We start from the raw sequence: 25,150 nt of genomic DNA on the forward strand, positions 1-25,150 counted from the left end.
AAAGCTGAACAAGAAAGTATCCATCAATGTGTCGGATGCCCCGATCGAAACTGTACTGAACGAAGTATTCAAGAATTCGGGATACACTTATAAGATCGTGGATAATCAGATCGTAGTATCTGCGACGAAAGAAGCGACAAAAGACGTACAGACAACTCAGCAACAAAAGCAGAGAAAAGTTTCGGGAGTTGTAAAAGATGCAATGGGTGAAGCCATCATTGGAGCATCAGTAGTAGAAAAAGGAGCTCCTTCTAATGGTACTATAACAGATATTAACGGACAATTCAGTCTGACAGTAGGCGGCAACGAATTACAAATTACCTATATCGGTTATATGCCTGAAACAGTATCGTTGAAACCAGGTGTTACTTCTTACAATGTTACCATGAAAGAAGATACAAAGACCCTTGACGAGGTAGTTGTAGTAGGTTACGGCGTACAGAAAAAAGCAAATTTAACAGGTGCAGTATCATCCATTAATGCTGAAGCACTGGAATCTCGTTCTGTATCAAGTGTCTCTGCAGCAATGGCCGGAACAATGCCGGGTGTAACAGCTATCCAATCTTCCGGTGCTCCGGGATTACAAACCGGAACAATTACCGTACGTGGTAAAAACTCGGTGAATGCGGCCAATCCGTTAGTCATCGTAGACGGTGTACCGGGTAGTATGAATACCATTGACCCACAGGATATCGAAAGTTTGACAGTATTGAAAGATGCTGCTTCTGCCGCAATCTACGGTGTACAGGCTGCCAACGGTGTAATCTTGATTACAACTAAAAAAGGTAAGAAAGGACAAGATGCCAAAGTATCCTATTCGGGTAGTGTAGCATGGGCAACTCCTACGACAAAACTAAACTTCCTTGGTTCGGCAGACTATGCTATGCTGTACAATGAAGCTGTAAAAAATGAAAATCCCAATGCCGCCCTTCCGTATAGCGATGAAGATATCGAGCTTTTCCGGAATGGAACTGATCCAATCGGACACCCCAATACAGACTGGTATAAAGAGACATTTAAAAATTTTGCATTTGAACAACAACACAATTTCTCAATCAATGGTGGCTCTGAAAAAACAAATTACAGTGCATCGGTTGGTTATCTCTATCAAGGTGGTTTAACAAACGAAAATGATTATAATCGTTTCACCGGTCGTATCAACGTTGAATCAGAAATCAGCAAATGGTTTTCTGCCGGACTGAATGTATCCGGATATAGAGGAACACGTGAAGATGGAGCTGTCGGATTTGCTACACTGATGAGTGAAGTGACCCGTAACAGCCCGACACTACCGGTTTACAATGAAGATGGTACATTTAATTATAGTGGAAAAGCCAATCCGGTAGCAGAATTAGGAAGAACCGGTTTTTATCGTCAGATGGACCAGCAGTTGAATGCTATCCTACATGCAACCGTACACATTTTACCGGAATTGAGCGTTAAGGGATTATTCTCTGTACGTAATGATATTCGTAACATCGATTACTTCAAGAAACATTATTCATATGGTACCGGATCAAATATTTCTGATTCCGGTTTGAGAGAAGGATACGATAAATATTATATCTGGAACGAATATACATCTCAGCTATTGGTGAACTATAACAAAACGTTCAAGCAACATACTATCGGTGCATTGTTTGGCTTTGAGCAGTGGGAACAACTTTATAAATATACAGAAGCCACACGTAAGGGTGGTGGTAGCGATGAACTAACAGAGTCATTGAATACACTGGATAAATCATCTCAAACCAATTCTGATGGTGGCACGGAGTTAGCCCGTCGTTCATACTTTGGGCGTATCCAATACGATTACGCTGACAAATATTTATTTGAAGCGAATCTGCGTGCAGATGCTTCTTCACGTTTCCCGAAAGATAATCGTTGGGGTGTATTCCCTGCATTCTCTGCCGGATGGAGAATCTCAGAGGAAAACTTTATTAAAGACAATCTGAACTGGATGAGTAACTTGAAGTTACGTTTAGGTTGGGGGCATACCGGTAACGAAGAATTGAGCGATATCTACCCTGCAGTAGCGACTTATGCTTATGGTTCTTATATGTTTGGTAATACATTGAACACAACTGCCTATGAAGCGAGATATGTAAACAGTGCACTTCAGTGGGCCACAGTTACTAATTACGAAGTTGGATTAGACGCAGGATTCTTAGATAATAAACTTGGATTTGAACTGTCTGTATACAAGAAAAAAACAGATGACATGCTATTGAAACTTCCGGTACAGGGCATTTTAGGTATGTCAGCACCGGTTCAGAATGCAGGTAGTGTAGAAAATACAGGTTTCGATTTGAACATTTTCCACAATAACCGTATCAATAAAGATTTCAGCTATGCTGTAAATTTAAATCTGGCTTATGTAAAAAACCGTATCACAAACCTTGAAGGTACTGAAGGAGAAGATCCTGACAACAATAAATTATGGCGTTTAGAAGGTTATCCCATCGGTTCATTCTATGGTTACAAAGCAATCGGTTATTTCAATACTGAAGAGGAACTGGCCAACGAACCGAAACGTACAGGAACAGAAAAATTGGGTGATATCAAATATGCTGATTTGAATGGTGATGGTAAAATTGATGCTGCGAATGACCGTACAGTGATCGGTCAAAACTTCCCGAGCTGGACAGGTGGTTTAAGCATTAACCTGTATTGGAAAGACTTCGACTTCTCTGCTCTGTTCCAAGGTGCATTCGATGTCGATAAATACTGTGAAGCCGAATCTTCATACGCATTCTATAATGGTGGTAAAGTGCTGAAAAAACACTTAGATCGATGGACTCCGGAAAATCATAATGCCAGCTATCCTCGTATCACAAAAGATTCACAAACTAACTTCGTAACTTCTTCTTTCTGGTTGGAAGACGCGTCTTATGTACGTTTGAAGAATGTGTCATTAGGCTACAATCTGCCTAAGAGTTGGCTGAACAGAATTGGCGTTAGCAGAATCAAAGTCTATGTAGCTGGTGAAAACTTACTGACATTCTGTGGTCTTGAAGACATTGACCCGGAAGAATCAAGTACACGCGGATGGTCATATACCAACGTGAAGAAAGTTTCATTAGGCCTAAAAGTTTCATTCTAAATCCCTCAATACTATAAAAATATGAAAAAGAATTACTTATATATATTTGCAACAGCCCTTATAGTAGGGTTCAGCTCTTGTAGCGACTTTCTGGATCGCTATCCTCAGGAAGAGCTTTCTGATGGTAGCTTCTGGAAAACGCCGGATGACGCAAACAAAGTAGTCTCAGACCTCTATGGCTATCTGTCTACATGGGATCAAGACAACGACATTAATTCAGACAATGCCACAATGGGTATCAAATGGGCTGCAGGTAATATTTCCAAAGGAATTTATGACCCGGCAGACCAAGGTTGGAGCGGTGATTATGCAAATGTCCGTCAGTGTAACCTGATTCTTTCAAAAATAGATGAGATTCCTGATTATCCTGAAGCAGATAAAACCAAAGCACTCGGACAGGTATATTTCTTCAGAGCGTATATTTACTTTAATCTGATCCGTTCATTCGGAGACGTTCCATACATTGATAAACCTCTGGACTTAAAAGACATGGAAGGAATCACACGTATGCCAAGAGCAGAAGTATATGAGAAAGTCATGGCTGATTTTGACAGAGCAATTGCTGCCCTTCCAACAGAATGGCCTGCTTCTGACTATGGACGAATTACTAAAGGAGCCGCTATGGCAATGAAAGCAAGAGCTGCTTTATACTACGGAAATTGGGATGTAGCTGCCAAAGAAGCCAAAAATGTAATGGATTTAGGCTTGTATGAACTTTATGATAAAGACAATACAGGCAAATATGCTGAACTTTTCTGGGAAAAAGCCGATGGTTGTGACGAATTCATACTTGTTACCCAATTTAACTACCCGGACAAAACTCACTACCTGATGGGTTGGGAATGTTTCCCTACAAAAGGTTGGGGTGGCATGAACCCCACTCAAAGTCTGGTGGACGCATTCGAAGATAGTGAAGGCGCTCCGATCAGTAAATCTAAAATATACGATTCAACAGATCCATTCAAAAACCGTGACCCACGTTTGGAGGTAGACATTTTGCACGATGGTGAGGAAATGTATGGCGTAACAATAAAAGTCGCTCCTTTGGCTTCAAGCGGTAGCACAGGCATCAACCAACATAATGATGCTACAGAAACCGGATATTATGGTCAGAAATGGCTGGACCCAAGTTTAGATCCTCAGTCTGATGGCTGGAACATGGGTAAGGACTGGGTACATATCCGTTATGCTGAAGTACTCTTAACTTATGCTGAAGCCATGAACGAACTTAAGGGGTTGGATCCGGCTGCATTTGATGCTGTCAACCAGGTAAGACGTCGTGTAGGTATGCCTGAACTTCAGAATACGGATGCCAGCAAGCCTACTTATTGTGCTACTCAGGATGATCTCCGTCAACGTATCCGTAACGAATGGCGTGTAGAATTTTGTCTGGAAGGCGGAAAACGTATGTGGGATATCCGTCGTTGGGGAATTGCCAAAGACGTATTGAATGCACCATTCGAAGGATTGAAATATAAGATTGTAGACAACCCGAATGATCCCGACAAAAAAGTAGATGGTGGAAAAATGTGTATCCTTTATCAGGGAGAACCGATTAAGTTGGTAGGAAGCAGATACTCGGACAATAACTATTTGTTCCCTGTACCGCAAAGCGAAATTGACTTGAATCCTGCTCTGACACAGAATCCGGGTTATTAATAATAGTGTTTAGACAATGGGGGCATTCCAATCAGGGAGTGCCCTCATTTCTCTTATTATCTTGCATCTATACTTATGAAGCGGTTACCATACCTACTGTTTTTACTACTTTTCATTACCTATTTCCTTTGTTACCAAGGGGTACTTTCACATGTGATTTATTATCACGAACAACACCATTTGTTCCTGTTCTCTAAAGAATACTTCTTCAAACAAATTCATACGGAAGGGTTGATCGCATATCTGAATGATTTCATCGTTCAATTCTTTTATATACCCATATTGGGGAGTGCTATATTATCCGGGATATTGGCGGGAATATATCTGTTGACGCACTATTCTTTCAAAAAAATAACAGGACAAACAGACCTGTTACAATTATCCTTAATTCCCTCTATATGTCTTTTCATTTATACAATGCCTGTAGATCATTCATTAACACCTGTCGTGGGAGTTTTCTTGGGGCTTTTGTTACTTGCCGGAATTAATCTCTTCATAACCAAACAATGGAAATGTTTCATCCGCATTCCATGGATTAATGTTCATGGAAATAAAAAGAATATGGCAATTTCCACAATTTCTACAATCATATATGCCATTGCCGCATGTTATATATTCGTACAATCATATAATATGCCGGAACGCATCATGTTGATGGCTGAGAAAAGCGTAAAAGAGAGAAATTGGGAAAACACATTGACACAAACAGAAAAATATATAAATTCAGGGAGAACCAATCAACTGATCTCCTATTTTCACAACCTGGCTTTATATCACACAGGAAAACTACCTTACCACCTATTCGATTATCCACAAAAATTAGGAGTCAAAAGTCTGTACTTCCCATGGAACAGTGACAGCCGTGAAAGCGAATATGGACATTTCATTTATGAAGACCTGGGATATATCAACGAGGCACAACGGTGGGAATTCGAATCGATGGTTGTCTGGGGAGAGACCGCTCCGCACCTGATTAACTTGGCACGGTATAACATAGCCAATAAACGTCCCAAAGTGGCACAGAGGTTTATCAACCTGCTTAAACAATCTCTTTTCTACAAGAAAGAGGCCGAAGCATTGGAGAAATGGCTACCGACAGGAAATGTTCCCGGGTTGAAAGTATCACCCGGCAAGACCTCCAACACACCTGTACGATTCGCGAATGTTATAAATATAGGACCGGAACTGCAATATCTGTGCGAACAAGACTCAACAAACCGGATGGCTTTCGAATATCTGATGGGTAACTTACTGTTGAGCAACAATGTCATACGTTTTGTGAATAACCTGAAGTTCATACATAATTTCGATTATCCTCAAATGCCACCCGCCTACGAAGAGGCACTCTATATCTATAAATTAGGAGTAGGCGAAGAAACTTTTTCAAAATCAGGTTTCACTGTAAGCGAACAAACCGAAAAACGATTCCAACAATATTATGGCTTATATAAAAACAGAGAAATGCAAAGGTTGAAATCCGAGTTTGGAAACACCTATTGGTACTATCTGAACTTCATCAGTCCCTATGGAGATAAAATCATTAAGAATTAATCTGCACTGATATGAAAACTACCTATATTCTTTTTATGATGGCTCTTGCCTGGATACTACAAGCCTGCACAGAGCAATGTCAAAGGCCGGACTTATATACAGATAGTATTCCCTGTATATACCCGGATTATACAGGAGTCACCTTCCCGGTTAATATTGCTCCGCCAAATTTCATTATCAAAGAAGAAGCTGATGTTTTTCAAACAGAAATTGGTGTAGAAAAAGTGACAGATATCCTATATACCAGCAAGCAACCGGAAGTGATTATCCCATCCAAAGCCTGGAAAAAACTTCTCCAAAAGGCAGCCGGAAAGGAAATCTTTATTCGAATCACTCTCCTGAAAGATGGAAAATGGACACGCTTCGCAGATATTACAGATACCGTTTCTAATGAAATGATAGATCCATACCTCGCCTACCGGCTACTCTACCCGGGATATGAACTCTGGAACGAGATGGGAATCTATCAACGAAACCTGACTAATTATGAGGAAACTCCCATAGCGGAGAATAAAGCATTTGAAAAACAATGCATAAATTGCCATACGTTCAACCGGAACTCACCCGAAACCATGATGATACATGTACGTGGAAAATCGGGAGGAACACTGATATCAAAAAATGGAAAAGTAGAAAAAGTTAATACAAAACCGGAAGGGGCCAAGAATGGGGGAACCTATGCGGCCTGGCATCCTTCAGGAAGATATATCGCATTCTCAATGAATGAGATACAGCAATTCTTCCATTCATCGGGACAGAAGCCCATCGAGGTGTCAGACCTGGCCGCCGACTTGATGGTATATGACACACAAAAGAAAACGTTCCTCACGGACTCCCTGATTTATGGGGATAAATACATGGAGACATTTCCGAACTGGACACCGGACGGGAAGACGCTGTACTTCTGCCGTGGAAACGCTTATAAAGAAAAGATGCCGCTGGACAGTATTCGTTATGACCTATGCCGGATTGGATTCGATCCCGAATCAGGTAAGTTCGGGAACTTGGAGTGTGTATATAAAGCTTCGGAACAGGGGAAGAGCGTGTCTTTTCCAAGAGTTTCTCCGGATGGCAGATACCTGATGTTCACTCTATCTGATTATGGTAACTTTTCTATCTGGCATCCGGAAAGCGAGCTTTGCCTTTTAACGACAGATACCGGAGAGATACGGCTTTTAAACGAGGTGAACAGTGATGACGTGGAAAGTTTCCATACCTGGTCGTCATCCGGAAAGTGGTTCGTATTCAGCAGCAAACGACTGGACGGACTTTGGGCACGACCATTCTTCGCCAGTTTCAATCCGGAAACAGGAAAAGCGGGAAAACCGTTTTTATTGCCGCAGAAAGATCCGAGTTTCTATGATACGTTTACTAAAACGTATAATTTACCGGAGCTGATTAAAGAACCGGTGAGTAACGGAAATGAACTGATAAAAGCTATACATTAATTTAACACACTTTACCCCGAAAGAGAGGGCTTTCCATTTTGCAGTAAGCCCTCTTTTTTAGAACTTTGCGACATCACTCAATAAACATTTAATTCAAAGAAAACACATGAAAAACATTTTCCTTACCTTAAGTTTGGCTATCGGATTGCTTTTACCTTGCAATCTGCATGCTCAAAGCCAGTATCCGTTCCAAAACACGACATTATCTACCGAAGAAAGAGTAAATGACCTTATCGGACGTATGACCCTTGAAGAGAAAATAGATTTGCTTGCCGGATACAACGATTTCTATCTGCACCCGTGCGAACGATTGGGAATACCGGCATTCAAACTGGCTGACGGTCCGCTGGGCGTTGCCTCCTGGGGATTGTTCGGACGTGCCACCGCATTTCCATCGGCACTTTCTCTGGCTGCCTCATGGAACAAAAATCTGGCAGAAAAGACAGGAGCCATGTATGCCCAGGAATGGCGTGCGAGAGGTATTCATTTTCTTTTAGCTCCGGGAGTAAACAACTACAGAGCTTCCAAAGGAGCCCGTAATTTCGAGTATTTCGGCGAAGATCCCTACCTGACATCCGAAATGGTAGTCCCTTTTATTAAAGCGGTACAAGACGGAGGAGTAATCGCCACCATAAAACACTTCGCAGCCAACGATCAGGAGTTTGACCGCTATACAGTCAGTACGGAAGTATCCGAACGCGCCCTGCAGGAAATTTACCTTCCACCTTTTAAAGCTGCCGTACAAAAAGCAGGTGTCAAAGCCGTCATGACAGGTTACAACCTGGTAAATGGAGTATATTGCACTGAAAACAAACATTTGATCGATATTTTGAAGAAGGACTGGGGATTCAAAGGCATGTTGATGTCAGACTGGGCTTGTACCTACTCTGCCGAAAATGCTGCAAACTACGGTTTGGATCTTGAAATGGGCAGCAACGACTGGTTCACCCGCAAAGAACTTCTCCCACTCATTAAAGAAGGAAAGGTTACAGAGGAAGTGATCAACGATAAAGTACGCCGTATTTACGGAGCCTGCATCTCAATGGGATTTTTTGATCGGCCTCAGCAAGACACCCATATCCCGACTTTCAACCCACAAGCCAATCAAATGGCATTGAATGCCGCCTGTGAAGGTATCATCCTGTTAAAGAACGAACAAAACACATTACCCATCCGCCAACCTAAAGTAATTGCCGTAATCGGTCCTACAGCCAATCCGGCAATTGTTTCGGACAGAATATACAATGTCAACAGCATTGTGTATGGCGGAGGTGGAAGTTCTAAAGTTCACCCCTGGTATGTCGTTTCAGCATTAGAGGGTATCTGCCAGGAATTTCCGGCAGCAACAGTATATTACACCGAAGGAATATCCAACCAGTTCAAACCCCGGTTGTTCCGTAACAGTAAGTTCCGTACCAAAGATGGCAAACCCGGACTGGAAGCCAGTTATTATGCATTGTCATCTGACAGTTCTGCTATACTCTCCGACAAAATGATCCAGCAACAGGCAGTAGCTGCCGGAAGAACAGTAAACAGCAATCAACCGGGCAACACAGCATCCGGAAACGGTAAAGATGAAAACAGACTGATCATTCGCCGTATCGACCGCACAGTAAATTACGAATGGTGGGGATACCCTTTCAACGAGAGCAAATTGGGAAGTGACTACCGGATATGTTGGGAAGGATACGTGGATGCCGAGAAGACAGACAGCCTCCGGTTCTTTGTCGATGCACAGGGAGCGTATCGCCTGTGGATAGACGGAACATTGGCATTGGACGCTTCCCGGTCTCAATCGTTCGACGTACGCAATATTGCCGTTTCAGTACGGAAAGGAGATACCAAACACGTTCAACTGGAATTCTGTAACCAACGCAGCACCCCGGCAGAGATCCGGATGGGATATGCTTATCAAAGCGATATTGACTTTTCTGAAGCAAAGCGACTGGCCGAGAAAGCCGATCTCGTGGTGTTCTGTGCCGGATTGGACGGAAGCATCGAACTGGAGGGGCGCGACCGACCGTTCGATTTGCCTTATGGACAAGACCTGCTAATCGAGGAATTGATTAAAGTAAACCCCAAACTGATAGTAGCTATTCATGCCGGAGGCGGAGTAAACATGACCCGGTGGATCAATCAGGTACCCGCTGTAGTACATGCCCTCTATCCCGGGCAGGAGGGTGGACACGCATTAGCCCACATTCTTTCGGGCAAAGTAAATCCGTCAGCCAAACTCCCGTTCACAATCGAAAAAAAATGGGAAGATTCGCCGGCATACGGGCACTATGATGAAACCCGAAAAGAAAAGAAGGTATATTATACAGAAGGAATCTTCACCGGTTACCGAGGATACGACGAAAAAGGTATCGAACCTCTTTTCCCATTTGGATTCGGACTCTCGTATACCACTTTTGATTATACGGACCTCAATATCCGTATTACAGATAAAAAACAGAAGAAAGTCACAGTTTCATTTACCATAACCAATACCGGGCAGCAAGACGGATACGAAATTGCCCAACTTTATGTACATGATATACAGTCTAAAGAGCCTCGTCCACAGAAAGAATTAAAAGGCTTTGACAAGATATATCTGAAGGCAGGAGAAAGCAAACAGGTAGAGATCGAACTGGATGAAGACGCATTCCGGTATTTCAATGCCCGACAAAACCGTTGGGTATTTGAGAAAGGAGAGTTTGAAATCCTGGTAGGTGCCTCTTCCAGAGACATCAAACTGACAGGAAAGATCAAGATATAATCTTTATCAGTTGACGGGGAAAAGCGATAACCGGCTTTTCCCGTCAGCCTGATCTCTTCTATCCTTTTTTCACCTTCTTATATTCTCTGGGAGACATACCCATTATCTGGCTAAACAGCCGTGAAAAGTAATAAGCATCTTCAATACCTACCCGATAGCATACCTGATTCACTTTCATATCCGTAAAATCGAGAAACTGACAGGCTTTCTGAATCTTGATCTGATTGAAATAACTCAATGGTGCATAGCCCGTACGTTTCAAAAATAAATTAGAGAAATACGAAGGCGAATATCCTGTATAATCTGCCAACTCGGCTAAAGTCAGCTTCTTACCCAAATTCTCCTTCATATAATGAATGGCTGCACTAACGGGATCCTCCTCACCCATCAGGCGGTGTTCTGAAAAAGCCTCCCGATACTCCCTGAGATAACGTAAGGAACCCAGATAATGATGAAATACAGAACTGGCATACGAAAGATTCTCCAGACTGTACCCCATTTTCAGTACCCGAAATATTTCCTCAAACAATTCTGTCCGGTAACTGATTCGCGAATGCATTCCCGGCTTTATTTCCGTGAGCCGGCAAGTTCGGTGCGTACAATAGAGTGAAGCCAGTGTTCCCCCGAAGTGAATCCAATAAATTGTCCATGGTTCTTTTTCATCGGCGCCATAGGCATGAGGGAGTCCTGCCGGAAGTATGAAGTATTGATTGGGAGCTACTGGGTGCTTCTGCCCATCCAGGCTGAACCACCCCCTACCCTCCGTACAATAGATAAATACATATTGGTCAATCGGAGCATCCCGTTCCCGAAAATGATTATAAGCCTTTGGATAATAGCCTATATCGGTAATATACAGTACAGAGGTCGCAGGCTCTGTCTTCATACGTTGTACAATGGCCGGAGGCAATACCAATGCCTGTTCGCCCAGAAAACCGTCTTTTTGTTTTGCCATACTAACAGATTCATAGATTCACGTCACAAATATACATATAAAAAAGAAAGATAGTCCATCTTTTTAGCTGGTTTCTCTATTTATTTTCACCTCTAAACCCGCTTACTTTGCATTAATCATTTAAACCATTTAATAACATGAAACAGACACAAGGCTATTTACTACTAATCTGCATCGTCTCAGCTATGGGCGGGCTGTTGTTCGGCTATGATTGGGTTGTCATCGGTGGAGCTAAAATCTTCTACGAACCTTTCTTCGGAATTGAAAATTCAGCAGTTCTACGCGGCTGGGCCATGAGCAGCGCATTGATAGGCTGCTTGGTAGGGGCTTTGCTATCGGGTGTCTGGAGTGACAAGTACGGACGTAAAAAGATGCTCATCATAGCCTCCTTCCTGTTTGCGCTTTCAGCTTTAGGTACGGGAATAGTCGATAGTTTTTCCTATTTTATCTTCTATCGCATTGTAGGAGGACTGGGTATCGGCATCGCATCCAACGTTTCCCCCGTCTATATCGCAGAAGTTTCCCCTGCCCATGTACGCGGTAAATTCGTATCACTCAACCAGCTTACCATCGTATTAGGCATTTTACTGGCGCAACTGGCAAACTGGCAGATAGGAGAATACTATACACACGGTTCCGACGTACTGAGTGACACCAGTATAGAGTGGGCCTGGCGATGGATGTTCTGGGCAGAACTGATTCCGGCAGGAATCTTCTTTCTATTATCATTCGTCATCCCTGAAAGTCCCCGCTGGCTGGCTACTGTCCATCAACAGGAGAAAGCACGGAAAACACTGATGCGCATCGGAGGAGAAACCTATGCCCGGCAGACCCTGGAAGAACTGACACAAGTAACCCGGGGGCAAGACGGAAAACAAGATTACGAATGGAAAGCTGTCTTTCGCCCGGAAATGCGCAAAGTGCTGATCATCGGCATCGTCCTGGCTATATTCCAACAATGGTGTGGCATCAATGTAATCTTCAATTATGCACACGAAATCTTTTCATCGGCCGGTTATGCCGTTTCCGATGTGTTGATGAACATTGTAGTGACCGGAATCACCAATGTGATATTTACCTTCGTAGCCATCTATACAGTGGATAAATGGGGACGTCGCACCCTGATGCTTATCGGTTCTGCCGGATTGGCACTGATTTACCTGACACTGGGAACTTGCTACTTTCTGGATGTAAGCGGTCTGCCCATGCTCCTGCTGGTAGTGCTTGCCATTGCCTGCTATGCCATGTCACTCGCTCCGGTAGTCTGGGTGGTTTTATCCGAAATTTTCCCCGTGAAAATACGAGGTATGGCCATGGCCCTCTCCACCTTCTTCCTTTGGGTAGCTTGCTTTGTACTGACCTATACCTTCCCCGTTTTGAATGAAAGTATAGGTGCCGAAGGTACTTTCTGGCTGTATGGTGGCATCTGTCTGGCCGGATTCCTGTTCATACGCCGGAAGCTGCCAGAAACCAAAGGGAAAACACTGGAAGAAATAGAAAAAGAATTAATCAAATAATCCATAAAATAAAATGAAAGAGAATGTAAAAGTATGGGAGGAGGACATCCTGCTCCCTACCTATGGCATCGGACGTCCCGAAAAGAACCCGATGTTTCTGGAAAAGCGTGTCTATCAAGGCAGCAGCGGAGTAGTATACCCGTATCCGGTCATCGAGAAGATTGAAGACACTTGTGAAGAGAAAAGCTATCATGCCGTATGGTTGGAAAATGAATACCTCAAAGTCATGATTCTGCCCGAATTAGGAGGACGCATCCAGATGGCTTTCGATAAAATAAAGCAACGGCATTTTATTTATTACAACCACGTGATAAAACCGGCTTTGGTAGGATTGACCGGTCCCTGGATTTCAGGGGGCATTGAGTTCAACTGGCCTCAACACCACCGCCCCAGCACATTCCTGCCGGTAGATTACAGCATTGAACAATGCAAAGACGGAAGTGTCATTGTATGGGTAAGCGAACGGGAACGGATGTTCGGCCAGAAAGGAACAGCCGGATTCACACTCCGCCCCGGCCGGGCTGTACTCGAGATACAGGGAAAAGTTTCTAACCCGACTCCTCTGCCACAGACTTTCCTGTGGTGGGCCAATCCGGCAGTAGCAGTCAACGCAGACTATCAGTCTGTATTCCCCTCGGATGTTAACGCCGTATTCGACCATGGAAAGCGGGATGTATCCCGTTATCCTATCGCTACCGGAACCTACTACAAGATGGACTATTCCGCCGGAGTGGACATTTCAAGATATAAAAACATCCCTGTACCGACTTCCTACATGGCAATCCGGTCCGAATACAACTTTGTGGGCGGATACGAAAACGACACCCAGGCAGGTGTTCTGCATGTTGCCAATCATCACATATCTCCCGGAAAGAAACAATGGACGTGGGGAAACGGAGATTTCGGACAAGCATGGGACCGCAATCTGACGGATGCCGACGGACCGTATATAGAGCTGATGACAGGAGTCTATACAGACAATCAACCGGATTTCAGCTGGCTGCAACCCTATGAAGAGAAGACTTTTACACAATACTTCATGCCCTACCGGGAACTGGGAGTTGTGAAAAACGCCTCCTCGGAACTCCTGATGAATCTGGAGCCCGAAGGAACAGAGAGCAGGTTAAAGCTCTTTGCTACCTCTGCCCAACAGGGATTACACATCGTAGTCCGGAAAGCAGGAAACATCTGTTTTGAACAAACCTGCGACCTCTCTCCGGAACAAGTGTTCGACAGACTGGTCCCCGTCAACGACCTTAGTGAAACAGAAGTCATCATCTACGGTACCAACGGACGGGAGAAGCTCAGTTGGAGGGCTGAACCGGAAACTATCAAAGAGGTTCCGGAAGCAGCCCGACCCGCCCTCGCACCGGAAGAAATTAAAACAAATGAGGAACTCTACCTGACCGGACTGCATCTGGAACAATACCGACATGCAACTTATTGTCCGACCGATTATTATTTGGAAGCACTCCGCCGTGACAATGAAGACGCCCGTTGTAACAATGCCATGGGGCTGTGGCTTATACGCAAAGGACAGTTCGCGCAAGCAGAGCCCTACCTGCGGAAAGCGATTTCCCGATTGACCGAGAAGAATCCTAATCCGTATGATGGTGAAGCTTTCTACAACCTTGGGCTTGCGCTGAAATTCCAGGGAAAAAACGATGAAGCATACAATTCATTCTATAAATCGTGCTGGAACGCGGCATGGCAGGATGCAGGCTATTATTCACTGGCTCAAATCTCCGTTTCACGCGGCAACTGGGAAGAAGCTCTCGGAGAAATTGAAAAATCCTTATTACGCAATTGGCACAACCTGCGCGGTCGCCATCTGAAAGCAATGATCCTCCGCCATCTTGAACGTCCGGAGGAAGCTCTTGCCTGGATAGAAGACTCCCTGAAAATCGACGCATTCAACTTTGGCTGCCTGTTCGAAAAATATCTGATAACCCGGGAAGAAACCGTACTGTCCCAACTCCGACACCTGATAAAACGCGGCGCACCCGACTACGAGGCATTAGTGCTCGACTATACCTCTGCAGGACGATTTGAAGAAGCACTGGCCGTTGCCGAGTCGGCTATCGGCCAACCCATCGGCGAACAGACTCTGCTGCACTATTACAAGAGTTGGTGCCTGATTCGTTTAGGAGAAACAGACAAGGCGCGAACAGCCATCAGGCTTGCTGAAAAAGAACCGGCCGACTACTGCTTTCCCAATGCCCTGGAAGCGATAGAAGCTCTTCAGTGTGTGGCTGACTTTATGGGAGAAGCCCCGAAAGCCCTCTATTATTTGGGAAATCTTTGGTATGACAAACGCCAGTATACCCCTGCCATCGCAGCTTGGGAACGTTCTTCGCGTGAGGACGAAACATTTCCTACCGTATGGCGTAACCTGGCTCTGGCCTACTTCAACAAATTGAATCGCCCAGAAGAAGCCGTCCTCTTGCTGGAAAAAGCATTCCGCCTGGATCCGACCGACGCCCGCGTACTGATGGAACTAGATCAGCTGTATAAACGGCTGAACCGCCCGCACACAGAAAGAATGGCTTTTCTGGAACAATATATGGATATCGTAACAACTCGTGACGATTTATATCTGGAATATGTCACTTTGCTGAACCAGACCGGACAATACAGGGAAGCCATCCGCCGGATCGATCAGCGAAAATTCCATCCGTGGGAAGGCGGTGAGGGAAAAGTTCCCGCACAATATCAGATAGCCCGCCTGGAACTGGCAAAGGAACTGATCGGGCGTAAAGAATACGATGAGGCACTCATCCGGATAGAAGAGTGCTACACATACCCGCCACATCTGGGTGAAGGCAAACTCCCGGGAGCACAGGAGAATGACTTCAATTATTACAAAGCCTGCATCCTGCAACAACTGGGCAAACAGAAAGAGGCACACGACCTGTTCCTCAAAGCCAGCATGGGAGACAGCCAGCCAGCCGCTGCCATGTATTACAACGACCAAAAACCGGACAAGATCTTCTATCAAGGACTTGCATTCCGAAAACTGGGACAAGAGAAAGAGGCACGCAGCCGCTTCAACAAATTAATCACTTATGGAGAAGAACATCTCTTCGACATATTCCGGATGGATTATTTTGCCGTATCTTTACCCGACCTTCTGATCTGGGAAGACGATATGGACAAGAAGAACCGCATCCACTGTAACTATCTGATGGCTCTGGGACATCTGGGACTGGGGAATACGGCAAAAGCCGAACACTTCTTTGAAGTAGCCGCTTCGATGGATAACAATCATCAGGGGATACAGATTCACCGGAAATTAATGAATACATAAAAGAAATGAGGCCTCACCACAGAATACACAGATTAGTACAGAACATTTAATCTTAGCAATCAAAAAGAAATAAACGATTAATCTGTGAAAATCCGTGTAATCTGTGGTGAATAAAACCATACAATCATGAAAAAACCAAATCAAAACACCCGACATCGAGCCATCCTGATCCTGACCGGATGCCTGCTCGCCATGGCCGTTATGGCACAATCGACAAAAAATGATGTCCTCGACCTGTCAGGTATGTGGCGCTTTCAACTGGACCCAATGGGATTCGGCAAGACTCCCGGCTCCGAGGTCTATCTGGACAAACTCTCGGAAACCATCATGCTGCCCGGATCGACGGACCAGGGTGGCAAAGGAATCAAAAACACCGCACGTTATGTAGACCGCCTGAGTCGAAAATTCGAGTATCAGGGGGCTGCCTGGTACCAACGGGAAGTAGTGATCCCCGAGGACTGGTCCGGCCGTGAGATTTACCTGAAGCTGGAGCGTTGTCATTGGGAAACAACTGTCTACGTAGACGATAAGGAAGTAGGTGTCATGGAGCACCTGAGTACTCCAAACACATTCGTACTGACTCCGGTGCTCAGCCCCGGCATCCATACGCTGACCATCTGCGTAAACAATACGCTCAAATATCCAATGGATCAGTGGAACCACGGAACTACCGAATATACACAAACCAACTGGAATGGAATAGTCGGTGACATTTCACTGTATGCCAAAGAAAAAGCGCACATCCGCCGGATTAATGTATATCCCGATGTGACAGCAAAAGAAGTGGAAATAGCAGTACAGCCCGCCCCCCTGAAGCACGGGCAAACGGGAACGCTGGAGCTATGTATCCGGGAGAAAGGGGGCAAAGTGATAGTTCGCCAGAGCATGAGTGCAGATAGCCTGCAGGCACATGCCGGCATTCGGCAAACCCTTCCGATGGGTAAACAGGTGAAACTCTGGGATGAATTTACACCTTATTTGTATGAGCTTGAGGCCAGCTGGAACGTAGATGGCAAGACAGACACCCAAACCCGGACTTTCGGCATGCGAAATGTGGAACAAGGCAAGCATCACATCCGTCTGAACGGAAGAGACATTCACTTGCGCGGAGTGCTGGACTGCGCGGTTTTCCCTCTGACCGGCTATCCGTCGACAAACGTCGATGACTGGAAGCGTATCTTCAACACCATCAAGGAATATGGAATGAACCACGTACGTTTCCACTCCTGGTGTCCGCCGGAAGCCGCATTCGAGGCGGGCGACGAAACAGGCATGTACCTCCAGGCCGAACTCCCCATGTGGATCAAAGACGTGGGCAAATATCCTGCCCGACGCGATTTCTTCGAAAAAGAGATGTATGCCATTCTCGACGCTTATGGCAATCATCCCTCTTTCATCCTGATGTGTAACGGAAACGAAAATGAAGGTGATTTTGCCGTATTGGAAGATCTGGTGAAAAAAGCACAGGCTTATGACAACCGACGTCTTTACAGCGCCTCAACCGCCCGCACACACACTCCCTCGGATCAATATTATGTGTCGCACGTCACTTCAAAAGGATGGATCACCGTATACGAAGGGAAACCCTCGACTGACTGGGATCGTTGCAAGGAGTCGGACATCGATGTTCCGGTGATTGCCCACGAAACGGGACAGCGCTGCATGTACCCCAACTTCGAAGAAATAAAGAAATATACAGGCGTAGTCGAAGCACGCAACTTTGAAGTGTTTCGCGAACGACTTGCCAGAAACGGCATGTTGCATCAAGCCGATGATTTCTTCAAAGCAACCGGAGCACACACAGTGCTGCAATATAAAGAGGTGAACGAATCGTTGCTGCGCACTCGCAATTCCGGTGGTTTCCAATTATTGGGACTGGCCGATTTCCCGGGACAGGGCAGCGCTTTTGTCGGTATCCTCGATGCCTTTTGGGAAAGTAAAGGCCTCGTATCCCCCGAAAAGTTCAGAGAATCGTGTGCCCCTACCGTGCTTCTGGCACGCCTGCCCCAACGTACTTTCAAGACCGGAGAGAATCTGAAAGCAAAGATGGAGATTTACCATTACGGCAAGAATGCCCTGAAAGACCGGAAACTGAACTGGACATTGACAGGAGAAGATGGAACCGTGTACCGTAAGGGAAGCCTGAAAGTAAAAGAAATACAACCCGCCACGGTAGATTCGCTTGGGATCATCGAATTATCTCTGAATGGTGTGGAGAGTGCCCATAAGCTGACACTGAAGGCTGAATTGGGAAGTTGTCGCAATGAATGGGACGTATGGGTATACCCCGAACAGCCAAAAGTTGAAGAGACTAACTTTATCTACACCCGTACCTGGAATGACAAGACCAAACAGTGGCTCGACGAAGGAAAGAGCGTACTGTTGATCCCCGAAAAGTGCCAAGGACGCAAAGCACACTTCGCCAGCCACTTCTGGAATCCGATTATGTTCAACTGGAACCCGATGATCGTAGGTACACTGATCGATAACGAGCACCCCGCTTTCCGCGATTTCCCCACGGGAAGCTATGCTGACTGGCAATGGTGGGATATCCTTAACTATTCGACAGCTCTGGAACTGGACGAACTGAAAGAAATCACTCCACTGATACAAAGCATCGACTCTTATGAAACCAACCAAAAGCTGGGAATCTCGTTTGAGGCGAATGTAGGAAAAGGAAAATTGTTCGTGCTCTGCGCCGATCCTGAAAAGAAAATCGGTGAAAGGCTTGCCATGCAGCAGTTGCTCACCTCTGTCCGGAATTACGTTTCATCCGATCGTTTCAAACCGGAAAGAAGTTTGCCTGTTTATCAGTTAGACGCACTCTTCGCTCCGGCAGCCGAAGAGAAATCCGGAAATAAAGGAAGCAAAGCGATCGAACTGTTGTTGAATAAATAATACCGACCGACAGCTGCCGGACCCGTTTATATCCGGAGAGTGTTCGCCGCATAGCCGGAGCATAGACTAAAATTTATTAAAAGAATAGCAGCCTCCCTATGGTGACTGCTATTCTCTTTGTATTCATTATAATAGCACAAGTCTGAAAGTAAATCATCATAAACCATTCTTTTTTAATATTATGAAAATCAAACTACTATTGCTACTTTGTTGTGGTCTGTGGGGCAGTTGCAGCTCGTACGACTACTGCCCGGTCACTCCTTCGGAGAGTGACCTTGTATTCACCGGACTTGCCCGATCGTGGGACGAAGCGATGCCTCTGGGCAACGCCACCGTCGGCGCACTGGTATGGCAACGCGACTCCTCCCTGCGTCTGTCACTGGACCGGACCGATCTATGGGACTTGCGCCCGGTAGACAGCCTGTCGGGAGATAACTTCCGCTTCTCCTGGGTAAAAGAGCACATCCGCACAAAAGACTATCTGCCCGTACAGAAAAAGCTGGACTGGCCTTATAACATGAACCCTGCCCCATCCAAAATCCCCGGAGCCGCAATCGAGTTTCCATTGGAAAAGATAGGCGCTCCCACCCAAGTACGACTTTATCTGAATAATGCTCTGTGCGAAGCGAACTGGGCAGACGGAACACAAATGCAGACTTTTGTTCATGCCACCGAACCGGTCGGATGGTTTGTATTCCGTAACCTGAAAACTCCGATAGAGCCGTCTATCCTTACCCCCGTATACAATAAAACGAAACCGGATGGCAGCCTCGATCCGGTTTCGGGACAGGATCTCCACCGACTGGGCTACCAGCAAGGAGAGACAGTCCGCGAAGGCAATCGGATCACCTATCACCAGAAAGGCTACGGAGACTTCTGGTATGACGTAGTAGTGTGTTGGAAACAGGAAGGCGAAACCCTGTACGGTACTTGGAGCGTCACCTCTTCCCTATCCGGCGAAAAAGCAGCCGAAAAAGCAGAAGCAGCCCTGCAACGTGGATTAAAACAGGATTATCAGGCACATCTGGAATATTGGGACAAGTACTGGGCACAATCATCCGTTACTCTGCCCGACTCCATTTTACAAAAACAATACCAGAACGAGATGTATAAATTCGCCTCTACCACCCGCGAACACTCCTATCCCATCTCCCTGCAAGCCGTATGGACAGCCGACAACGGAAAACTCCCTCCCTGGAAAGGGGACTATCACCACGACCTCAACACACAGCTGAGCTATTGGCCCGCCTATACGGGCAATCACCTGACGGAAGGCATGGGATACCTGAACACCTTATGGAACCAGCGGGATACATACAAGCGCTACACCCGCCAGTATTTCGGAACCGAAGGTATGAACATACCGGGCGTCTGCACCCTGACAGGAGAACCGATGGGGGGATGGATACAGTACTCCATGTCGCAGACAGTGGCTGCCTGGCTGGCACAGCACTTCTATCTGCACTGGAAATATTCGGCAGACCGCACCTTCCTCAAAGAACGTGCTTACCCCTTCCTTAAAGATGTGGCAATCTACCTGGAACAAGTCTCCGAAGTCACCCCCGAAGGAGTACGCAAACTGGAATTCAGTTCAAGTCCCGAAGTATTCGACAACTCCCTGCAAGCATGGTTCAGCGACATGACCAACTACGACCTGGCAATGATGCACTTCCTCTTTAAAGCAGCCGCCGAACTGGCTCACGAACTGAATCTGACAGACGAGTCGTCCCACTGGGCAGCTTTAGAAGCCCAATTGCCGGACTACGATGTGGATGAAGAAGGTTGCCTCACCTTTGCCAAAGGATATCCTTACAATGAATCGCACCGCCACTTCTCCCATGCCATGGCCATTCACCCGATGGGACTGATAGACTGGAGCGACGGAGAAAAGTCACAACACATCATACGGGCCACCCTGAAGCGGCTCGACGAAGTGGGGCCGGACTACTGGACAGGCTATTCGTACAGTTGGCTTGCCAATATGAAAGCCCGGGCATTCGACGGCAAAGGTGCGGCACAGGCCCTGAGAACCTTTGCTGAATGTTTCTGCCTGAAAAACACCTTCCACGCCAACGGTGACCAGACCAAAAGCGGCAAATCCCGTTTCACTTACCGCCCCTTCACGCTCGAGGGTAACTTTGCTTTCGCATCGGGCATCCAGGAGATGCTGTTGCAAAGCCATACGGGCACGATACGCATCTTCCCCGCACTGCCCGAAGAGTGGAAAGATGTATCGTTCGGAGGACTGCGTGCGATGGGTGCATTCCTTGTCTATGCACAGATGGAAGGCGGAGAAATCACCCGTGTACGTATCTATTCGGAGAAAGGCGGCATGTTGAAAATAGCCCGCCCCGGCACACTGAAACCGGATAAAAACTATACGTTGTCCGGTCCGGATATTCTCAACATAGATACTCAGGCAGGCGAATGGATTGAGTTGAAGCCCTGATACATTCTGACAAGAAGGCAGCAATGTATATTTATTATCATTTTGTATTTTCTACCCGGTGTAGCCTGCGCTATATCCGGGTAGTCTTCTTTCCGATGAATAATATCACCCTCTCCGGCGATTACATTTTTTCAGGTTATCACCCTTTCGGCTGATTTCGGATCAGGGCACTATCCTTTCTGGTCCAAACATTACATTATTTCTTGCTATGCCCTCGAACAGGAACATTCTGACACTCTAACGGCGGTAGCCTGCACCAGGCTAAAAAATAAAAAGAAAGCCAAATCAGGATAACGATTGCTCTCTTCCTCCCCAATGCCGCCTCGGTTTTAATGAAACGGAGCCTTGGTTTTAAACCAATGCCGCCTTTCTTTATTAGAAACGGAGCCTTAGTTTAAAAGCCTCAATGCATATATATAGAAGAATCCACGCCATCTACGCATACTTTTGCGGTTCATATTCATTTTATATGCAGTTCTGCTCTCCGGTTCAACTATTTCACACCGATTGCAAGTCAACAAAAAACAGGATATACTATCAGAATCATACTATTCAGAACATTCTGCTTTCAAAAGTAAAAAGCGGCTTTAAGGTTTATCATTTATTAAAATATTATAAAATTAAGCTATAACACAGAGGGTCACTCCCCAATGATGTGTATTTATAGCGTATATCAAAAAGTAAATTATTGCTCGAGCGACCAAACGAAAGAAAAGAATCTCATAACAAAGAAACAGAAGAATGAATAAAAGAGTTGCAACCCACAACACACTACACGCTGCATTATATACCCCGGAAAAACATTGCACTACCGGGTTCAAACAACTTGTAAAAGATGACATTACCAGGATTTTGCAGAAAGCAAAACCAGCCCGCTGCAGAGATGGTATCTTCCATTCAACAACGGAAGTGACCGTCTCTGCAGGCTGACAGGATTTATCCTGTTATAATAACAACCGGAATATCTATGAATTAAAGATGTAACAGAGAACGTTTTAATCGTATAAAAGATAAGAGTTGTGAAAAGTATTCTTATCTTTGCACGAGAAATGAAACACTATTATTAACAACAATTTTATTAACTAATCAAATCTTATCAAACATGTTTAAACATCTAAATGCCCTGTTTATCGGACTTGCATTGTTTGCTTGCACTTCGAGTGCAGTAGCACAAACCATCAAGCCTATCGAGACTCCAGTGCCTGTACGTCCCGCCGGACAAAAAGACGTAGTCGGACTGACTGCTCCTAAACTCGACGTGGTACGTGTCGGATTCATTGGCTTGGGTATGCGTGGACCGGGTGCAGTAGAACGCTTCACTCACATCCCCGGAACACAGATCGTAGCCCTTTGCGACCTTATCCCCGAACGCGTAGCCGGTGCACAGAAAATCCTGACCAACGCAAGCCTGCCTGAAGCAGCTTCTTACTCCGGTAGCGAAGATGCCTGGAAAAAACTTTGCGAACGTAACGATATCGACCTCGTTTACATCGCGACTGACTGGAAACATCATGCACAGATGGCTATCTACGCCATGGAACACGGCAAGCACGTTGCCATCGAAGTTCCTTCGGCAATGACCATGGACGAAATCTGGGCGCTGATCAATACCTCTGAAAAAACTCGTAAACACTGTATGCAGCTTGAAAACTGTGTATATGACTTCTTCGAACTGACTACACTGAACATGGCTCAGCAAGGCGTATTCGGTGAAGTGCTTCACACAGAAGGTGCTTACATCCACAACCTCGAAGACTTCTGGCCATACTACTGGAACAACTGGCGTATGGATTACAATCAGAATCATCGTGGCGATGTATATGCCACTCACGGTATGGGCCCGGCTTGCCAGCTGCTCGACATTCACCGTGGTGACAAAATGAACTACCTCGTATCTATGGATACAAAGGCTGTCAACGGTCCGGCATACATCAAAAAAACAACCGGCAAAGAAGTAAAAGATTTCCAGAACGGTGACCAGACTTCTACACTGATCCGTACGGAAAAAGGTAAAACGATCCTGATTCAGCACAACGTAATGACTCCGCGTCCTTACAGCCGTATGTATCAGGTAGTAGGTGCCGACGGTTATGCAAGCAAATATCCTATCGAAGAATACTGCATGCGTCCGACTCAGATCGCTTCAAACGACGTACCTAACCACGAAAAGCTGAACGCACACGGCTCTGTACCCGCTGACGTTAAAAAAGCCCTGATGGATAAATACAAACACCCGATCCACAAAGAACTGGAAGAAACAGCTAAAAAAGTAGGTGGACACGGTGGTATGGACTACATCATGGATTACCGTCTGGTTTACTGTCTGCGCAACGGTCTTCCTTTGGATATGGACGTTTATGATCTTGCAGAATGGTGCTGCATGGCCGACCTGACCAAGCTTTCTATCGAAAACAGCTCTGCACCGGTAGCTATCCCTGACTTCACTCGTGGAGCATGGAACAAGGTGAAAGGTTACAGACACGCTTTCGCAAAATAATAAAACCTCTTTTTGACACGGGTTTCACGAGTCCTCCGGCAAGTAGTTCGCTACGCAATGCCGGCCGGTTCATGAAATCCGTGTCCGATTATAAGACTACACAACCCATCCATGAAGATGAAAATATCAAAGCCCTCTAAACAGGGAGTAATCAGAGAAACGAAAGACTACTTAATGATTGCCTTGGGAATGATCCTTTACGGCATCGGTTGGACTCTCTTCCTGCTTCCTAACGACATCACCACCGGTGGAGTGCCGGGCATTGCCTCTATTGTTTATTTCGCTACCGGATTTCCGGTTCAATACACTTACTTCGCCATCAATGCTGTATTGCTGATGGTATCCCTCAAAGTGCTGGGATTTCGATTCAGTCTCAAAACCATATTCGGTGTATTCATTTTAACCTTCTTCCTTTCTATCATCCAAAAACTAACGGCGAACGTAACCTTACTACACGACCAGCCGTTCATGGCTTGTGTGTTGGGTGCCTCTTTTTGCGGAAGTGGCATCGGTATTGCTTTCTCGGCCAACGGAAGTACCGGAGGAACAGATATCATTGCGGCTGTTATCAACAAATACCGCGACATCACTCTGGGAAGAGTCATGCTGATCTGTGACCTGATCATCATCTCCTCCAGCTACTTCGTATTGAAAGACTGGGAAAAGGTAGTTTACGGATATGTGACTCTTTATGTTTGCAGCTTTGTGCTGGACCAGGTGGTGAACAGTGCACGACAATCCGTACAATTCTTCATTATCTCCAACAAGTACGAAGAAATAGGCAAACGCATCAACGAATATCCACACCGGGGAGTAACCGTCATCAATGCAACCGGGTTCTATACCGGCAAAGAGCAGAAGATGATGTTCGTCCTGGCCAAGAAACGGGAATCAACCATTATCTTCCGGTTGATAAAAGACTGTGATCCGACTGCTTTTGTTTCGCAAAGCGCAGTGATCGGTGTATACGGAGAAGGCTTTGATCATATAAAAGTTAAATAAATTATC

At 45.6% G+C, this 25,150-nt stretch carries 12 protein-coding genes; 11 read left to right on the forward strand and 1 reads right to left on the reverse strand.

What is annotated here, in order from left to right; all coding sequences use genetic code 11:
- The 5 genes from JZY04_RS06460 to JZY04_RS06480 form a co-directional block, all read left to right on the forward strand.
- On the forward strand, positions 1 to 3,103 hold a 3,103-nt coding region (locus tag JZY04_RS06460), incomplete at its 5' end, for a TonB-dependent receptor (protein ID WP_220577421.1).
- A 21-nt stretch (positions 3,104 to 3,124) separates the two neighbouring features.
- Positions 3,125 to 4,762, forward strand: a complete 1,638-nt coding sequence (locus JZY04_RS06465) for a RagB/SusD family nutrient uptake outer membrane protein (RefSeq protein ID WP_005810142.1) — start codon at positions 3,125 to 3,127, stop codon at positions 4,760 to 4,762.
- 75 nt (positions 4,763 to 4,837) lie between these two features.
- Positions 4,838 to 6,313 carry a DUF6057 family protein gene (locus JZY04_RS06470; RefSeq protein ID WP_122141673.1) on the forward strand — a complete coding sequence of 492 codons (1,476 nt, stop codon included), beginning with the start codon at positions 4,838 to 4,840 and terminating at the stop codon, positions 6,311 to 6,313.
- 11 nt (positions 6,314 to 6,324) lie between these two features.
- A complete protein-coding gene (locus JZY04_RS06475) occupies positions 6,325 to 7,761 on the forward strand; it encodes a PD40 domain-containing protein (RefSeq protein ID WP_122141672.1) in 1,437 nt (478 codons plus the stop codon).
- Positions 7,762 to 7,867: 106 nt separating this feature from the next.
- Positions 7,868 to 10,519: a glycoside hydrolase family 3 protein gene (locus JZY04_RS06480; protein ID WP_122141671.1), complete on the forward strand. Its 2,652-nt coding sequence runs from the start codon at positions 7,868 to 7,870 to the stop codon at positions 10,517 to 10,519.
- 58 nt (positions 10,520 to 10,577) lie between these two features.
- Here JZY04_RS06480 and JZY04_RS06485 read toward each other — a convergent pair whose 3' ends face one another.
- Positions 10,578 to 11,474: an AraC family transcriptional regulator gene (locus JZY04_RS06485; RefSeq protein WP_005810151.1), complete on the reverse strand. Its 897-nt coding sequence runs from the start codon at positions 11,472 to 11,474 to the stop codon at positions 10,578 to 10,580.
- A gap of 137 nt (positions 11,475 to 11,611) precedes the next feature.
- Between JZY04_RS06485 and JZY04_RS06490 the strand changes: the two genes are divergently transcribed.
- From JZY04_RS06490 to JZY04_RS06515, 6 genes are all read left to right on the forward strand, one after another.
- Positions 11,612 to 12,991 (forward strand): sugar porter family MFS transporter, encoded by a 1,380-nt coding sequence (locus JZY04_RS06490; protein ID WP_005810153.1) that lies wholly within the window; start codon positions 11,612 to 11,614, stop codon positions 12,989 to 12,991.
- A gap of 13 nt (positions 12,992 to 13,004) precedes the next feature.
- Positions 13,005 to 16,298: a DUF5107 domain-containing protein gene (locus JZY04_RS06495; RefSeq protein WP_122141670.1), complete on the forward strand. Its 3,294-nt coding sequence runs from the start codon at positions 13,005 to 13,007 to the stop codon at positions 16,296 to 16,298.
- A 126-nt stretch (positions 16,299 to 16,424) separates the two neighbouring features.
- Positions 16,425 to 19,196, forward strand: coding sequence for a glycoside hydrolase family 2 protein (locus JZY04_RS06500; RefSeq protein ID WP_220577422.1), 2,772 nt, complete (start codon positions 16,425 to 16,427; stop codon positions 19,194 to 19,196).
- A 181-nt stretch (positions 19,197 to 19,377) separates the two neighbouring features.
- Positions 19,378 to 21,645, forward strand: a complete 2,268-nt coding sequence (locus tag JZY04_RS06505; protein ID WP_122141668.1) for a glycoside hydrolase family 95-like protein — start codon at positions 19,378 to 19,380, stop codon at positions 21,643 to 21,645.
- Positions 21,646 to 22,747: 1,102 nt separating this feature from the next.
- Positions 22,748 to 24,142, forward strand: coding sequence for a Gfo/Idh/MocA family protein (locus tag JZY04_RS06510; protein WP_122141666.1), 1,395 nt, complete (start codon positions 22,748 to 22,750; stop codon positions 24,140 to 24,142).
- Between the two features lie 111 nt (positions 24,143 to 24,253).
- Positions 24,254 to 25,144: a YitT family protein gene (locus JZY04_RS06515; RefSeq protein ID WP_122141665.1), complete on the forward strand. Its 891-nt coding sequence runs from the start codon at positions 24,254 to 24,256 to the stop codon at positions 25,142 to 25,144.
- Positions 25,145 to 25,150 lie beyond the last annotated feature (6 nt).

This window comes from Bacteroides sp. 11BF, assembly GCF_019633765.1.
GTDB classification, from domain to species: Bacteria; Bacteroidota; Bacteroidia; order Bacteroidales; family Bacteroidaceae; genus Bacteroides; species Bacteroides hominis.

Coding starts and splice junctions, on each gene's coding strand:
- JZY04_RS06465 (WP_005810142.1), top strand. CDS start 3,125: ATGAAAAAGAATTACTTATATATATTTGCAACAGCCCTTATAGTAGGG.
- JZY04_RS06470 (WP_122141673.1), top strand. CDS start 4,838: ATGAAGCGGTTACCATACCTACTGTTTTTACTACTTTTCATTACCTAT.
- JZY04_RS06475 (WP_122141672.1), top strand. CDS start 6,325: ATGAAAACTACCTATATTCTTTTTATGATGGCTCTTGCCTGGATACTA.
- JZY04_RS06480 (WP_122141671.1), top strand. CDS start 7,868: ATGAAAAACATTTTCCTTACCTTAAGTTTGGCTATCGGATTGCTTTTA.
- JZY04_RS06485 (WP_005810151.1), bottom strand. CDS start 11,474: ATGGCAAAACAAAAAGACGGTTTTCTGGGCGAACAGGCATTGGTATTG.
- JZY04_RS06490 (WP_005810153.1), top strand. CDS start 11,612: ATGAAACAGACACAAGGCTATTTACTACTAATCTGCATCGTCTCAGCT.
- JZY04_RS06495 (WP_122141670.1), top strand. CDS start 13,005: ATGAAAGAGAATGTAAAAGTATGGGAGGAGGACATCCTGCTCCCTACC.
- JZY04_RS06500 (WP_220577422.1), top strand. CDS start 16,425: ATGAAAAAACCAAATCAAAACACCCGACATCGAGCCATCCTGATCCTG.
- JZY04_RS06505 (WP_122141668.1), top strand. CDS start 19,378: ATGAAAATCAAACTACTATTGCTACTTTGTTGTGGTCTGTGGGGCAGT.
- JZY04_RS06510 (WP_122141666.1), top strand. CDS start 22,748: ATGTTTAAACATCTAAATGCCCTGTTTATCGGACTTGCATTGTTTGCT.
- JZY04_RS06515 (WP_122141665.1), top strand. CDS start 24,254: ATGAAGATGAAAATATCAAAGCCCTCTAAACAGGGAGTAATCAGAGAA.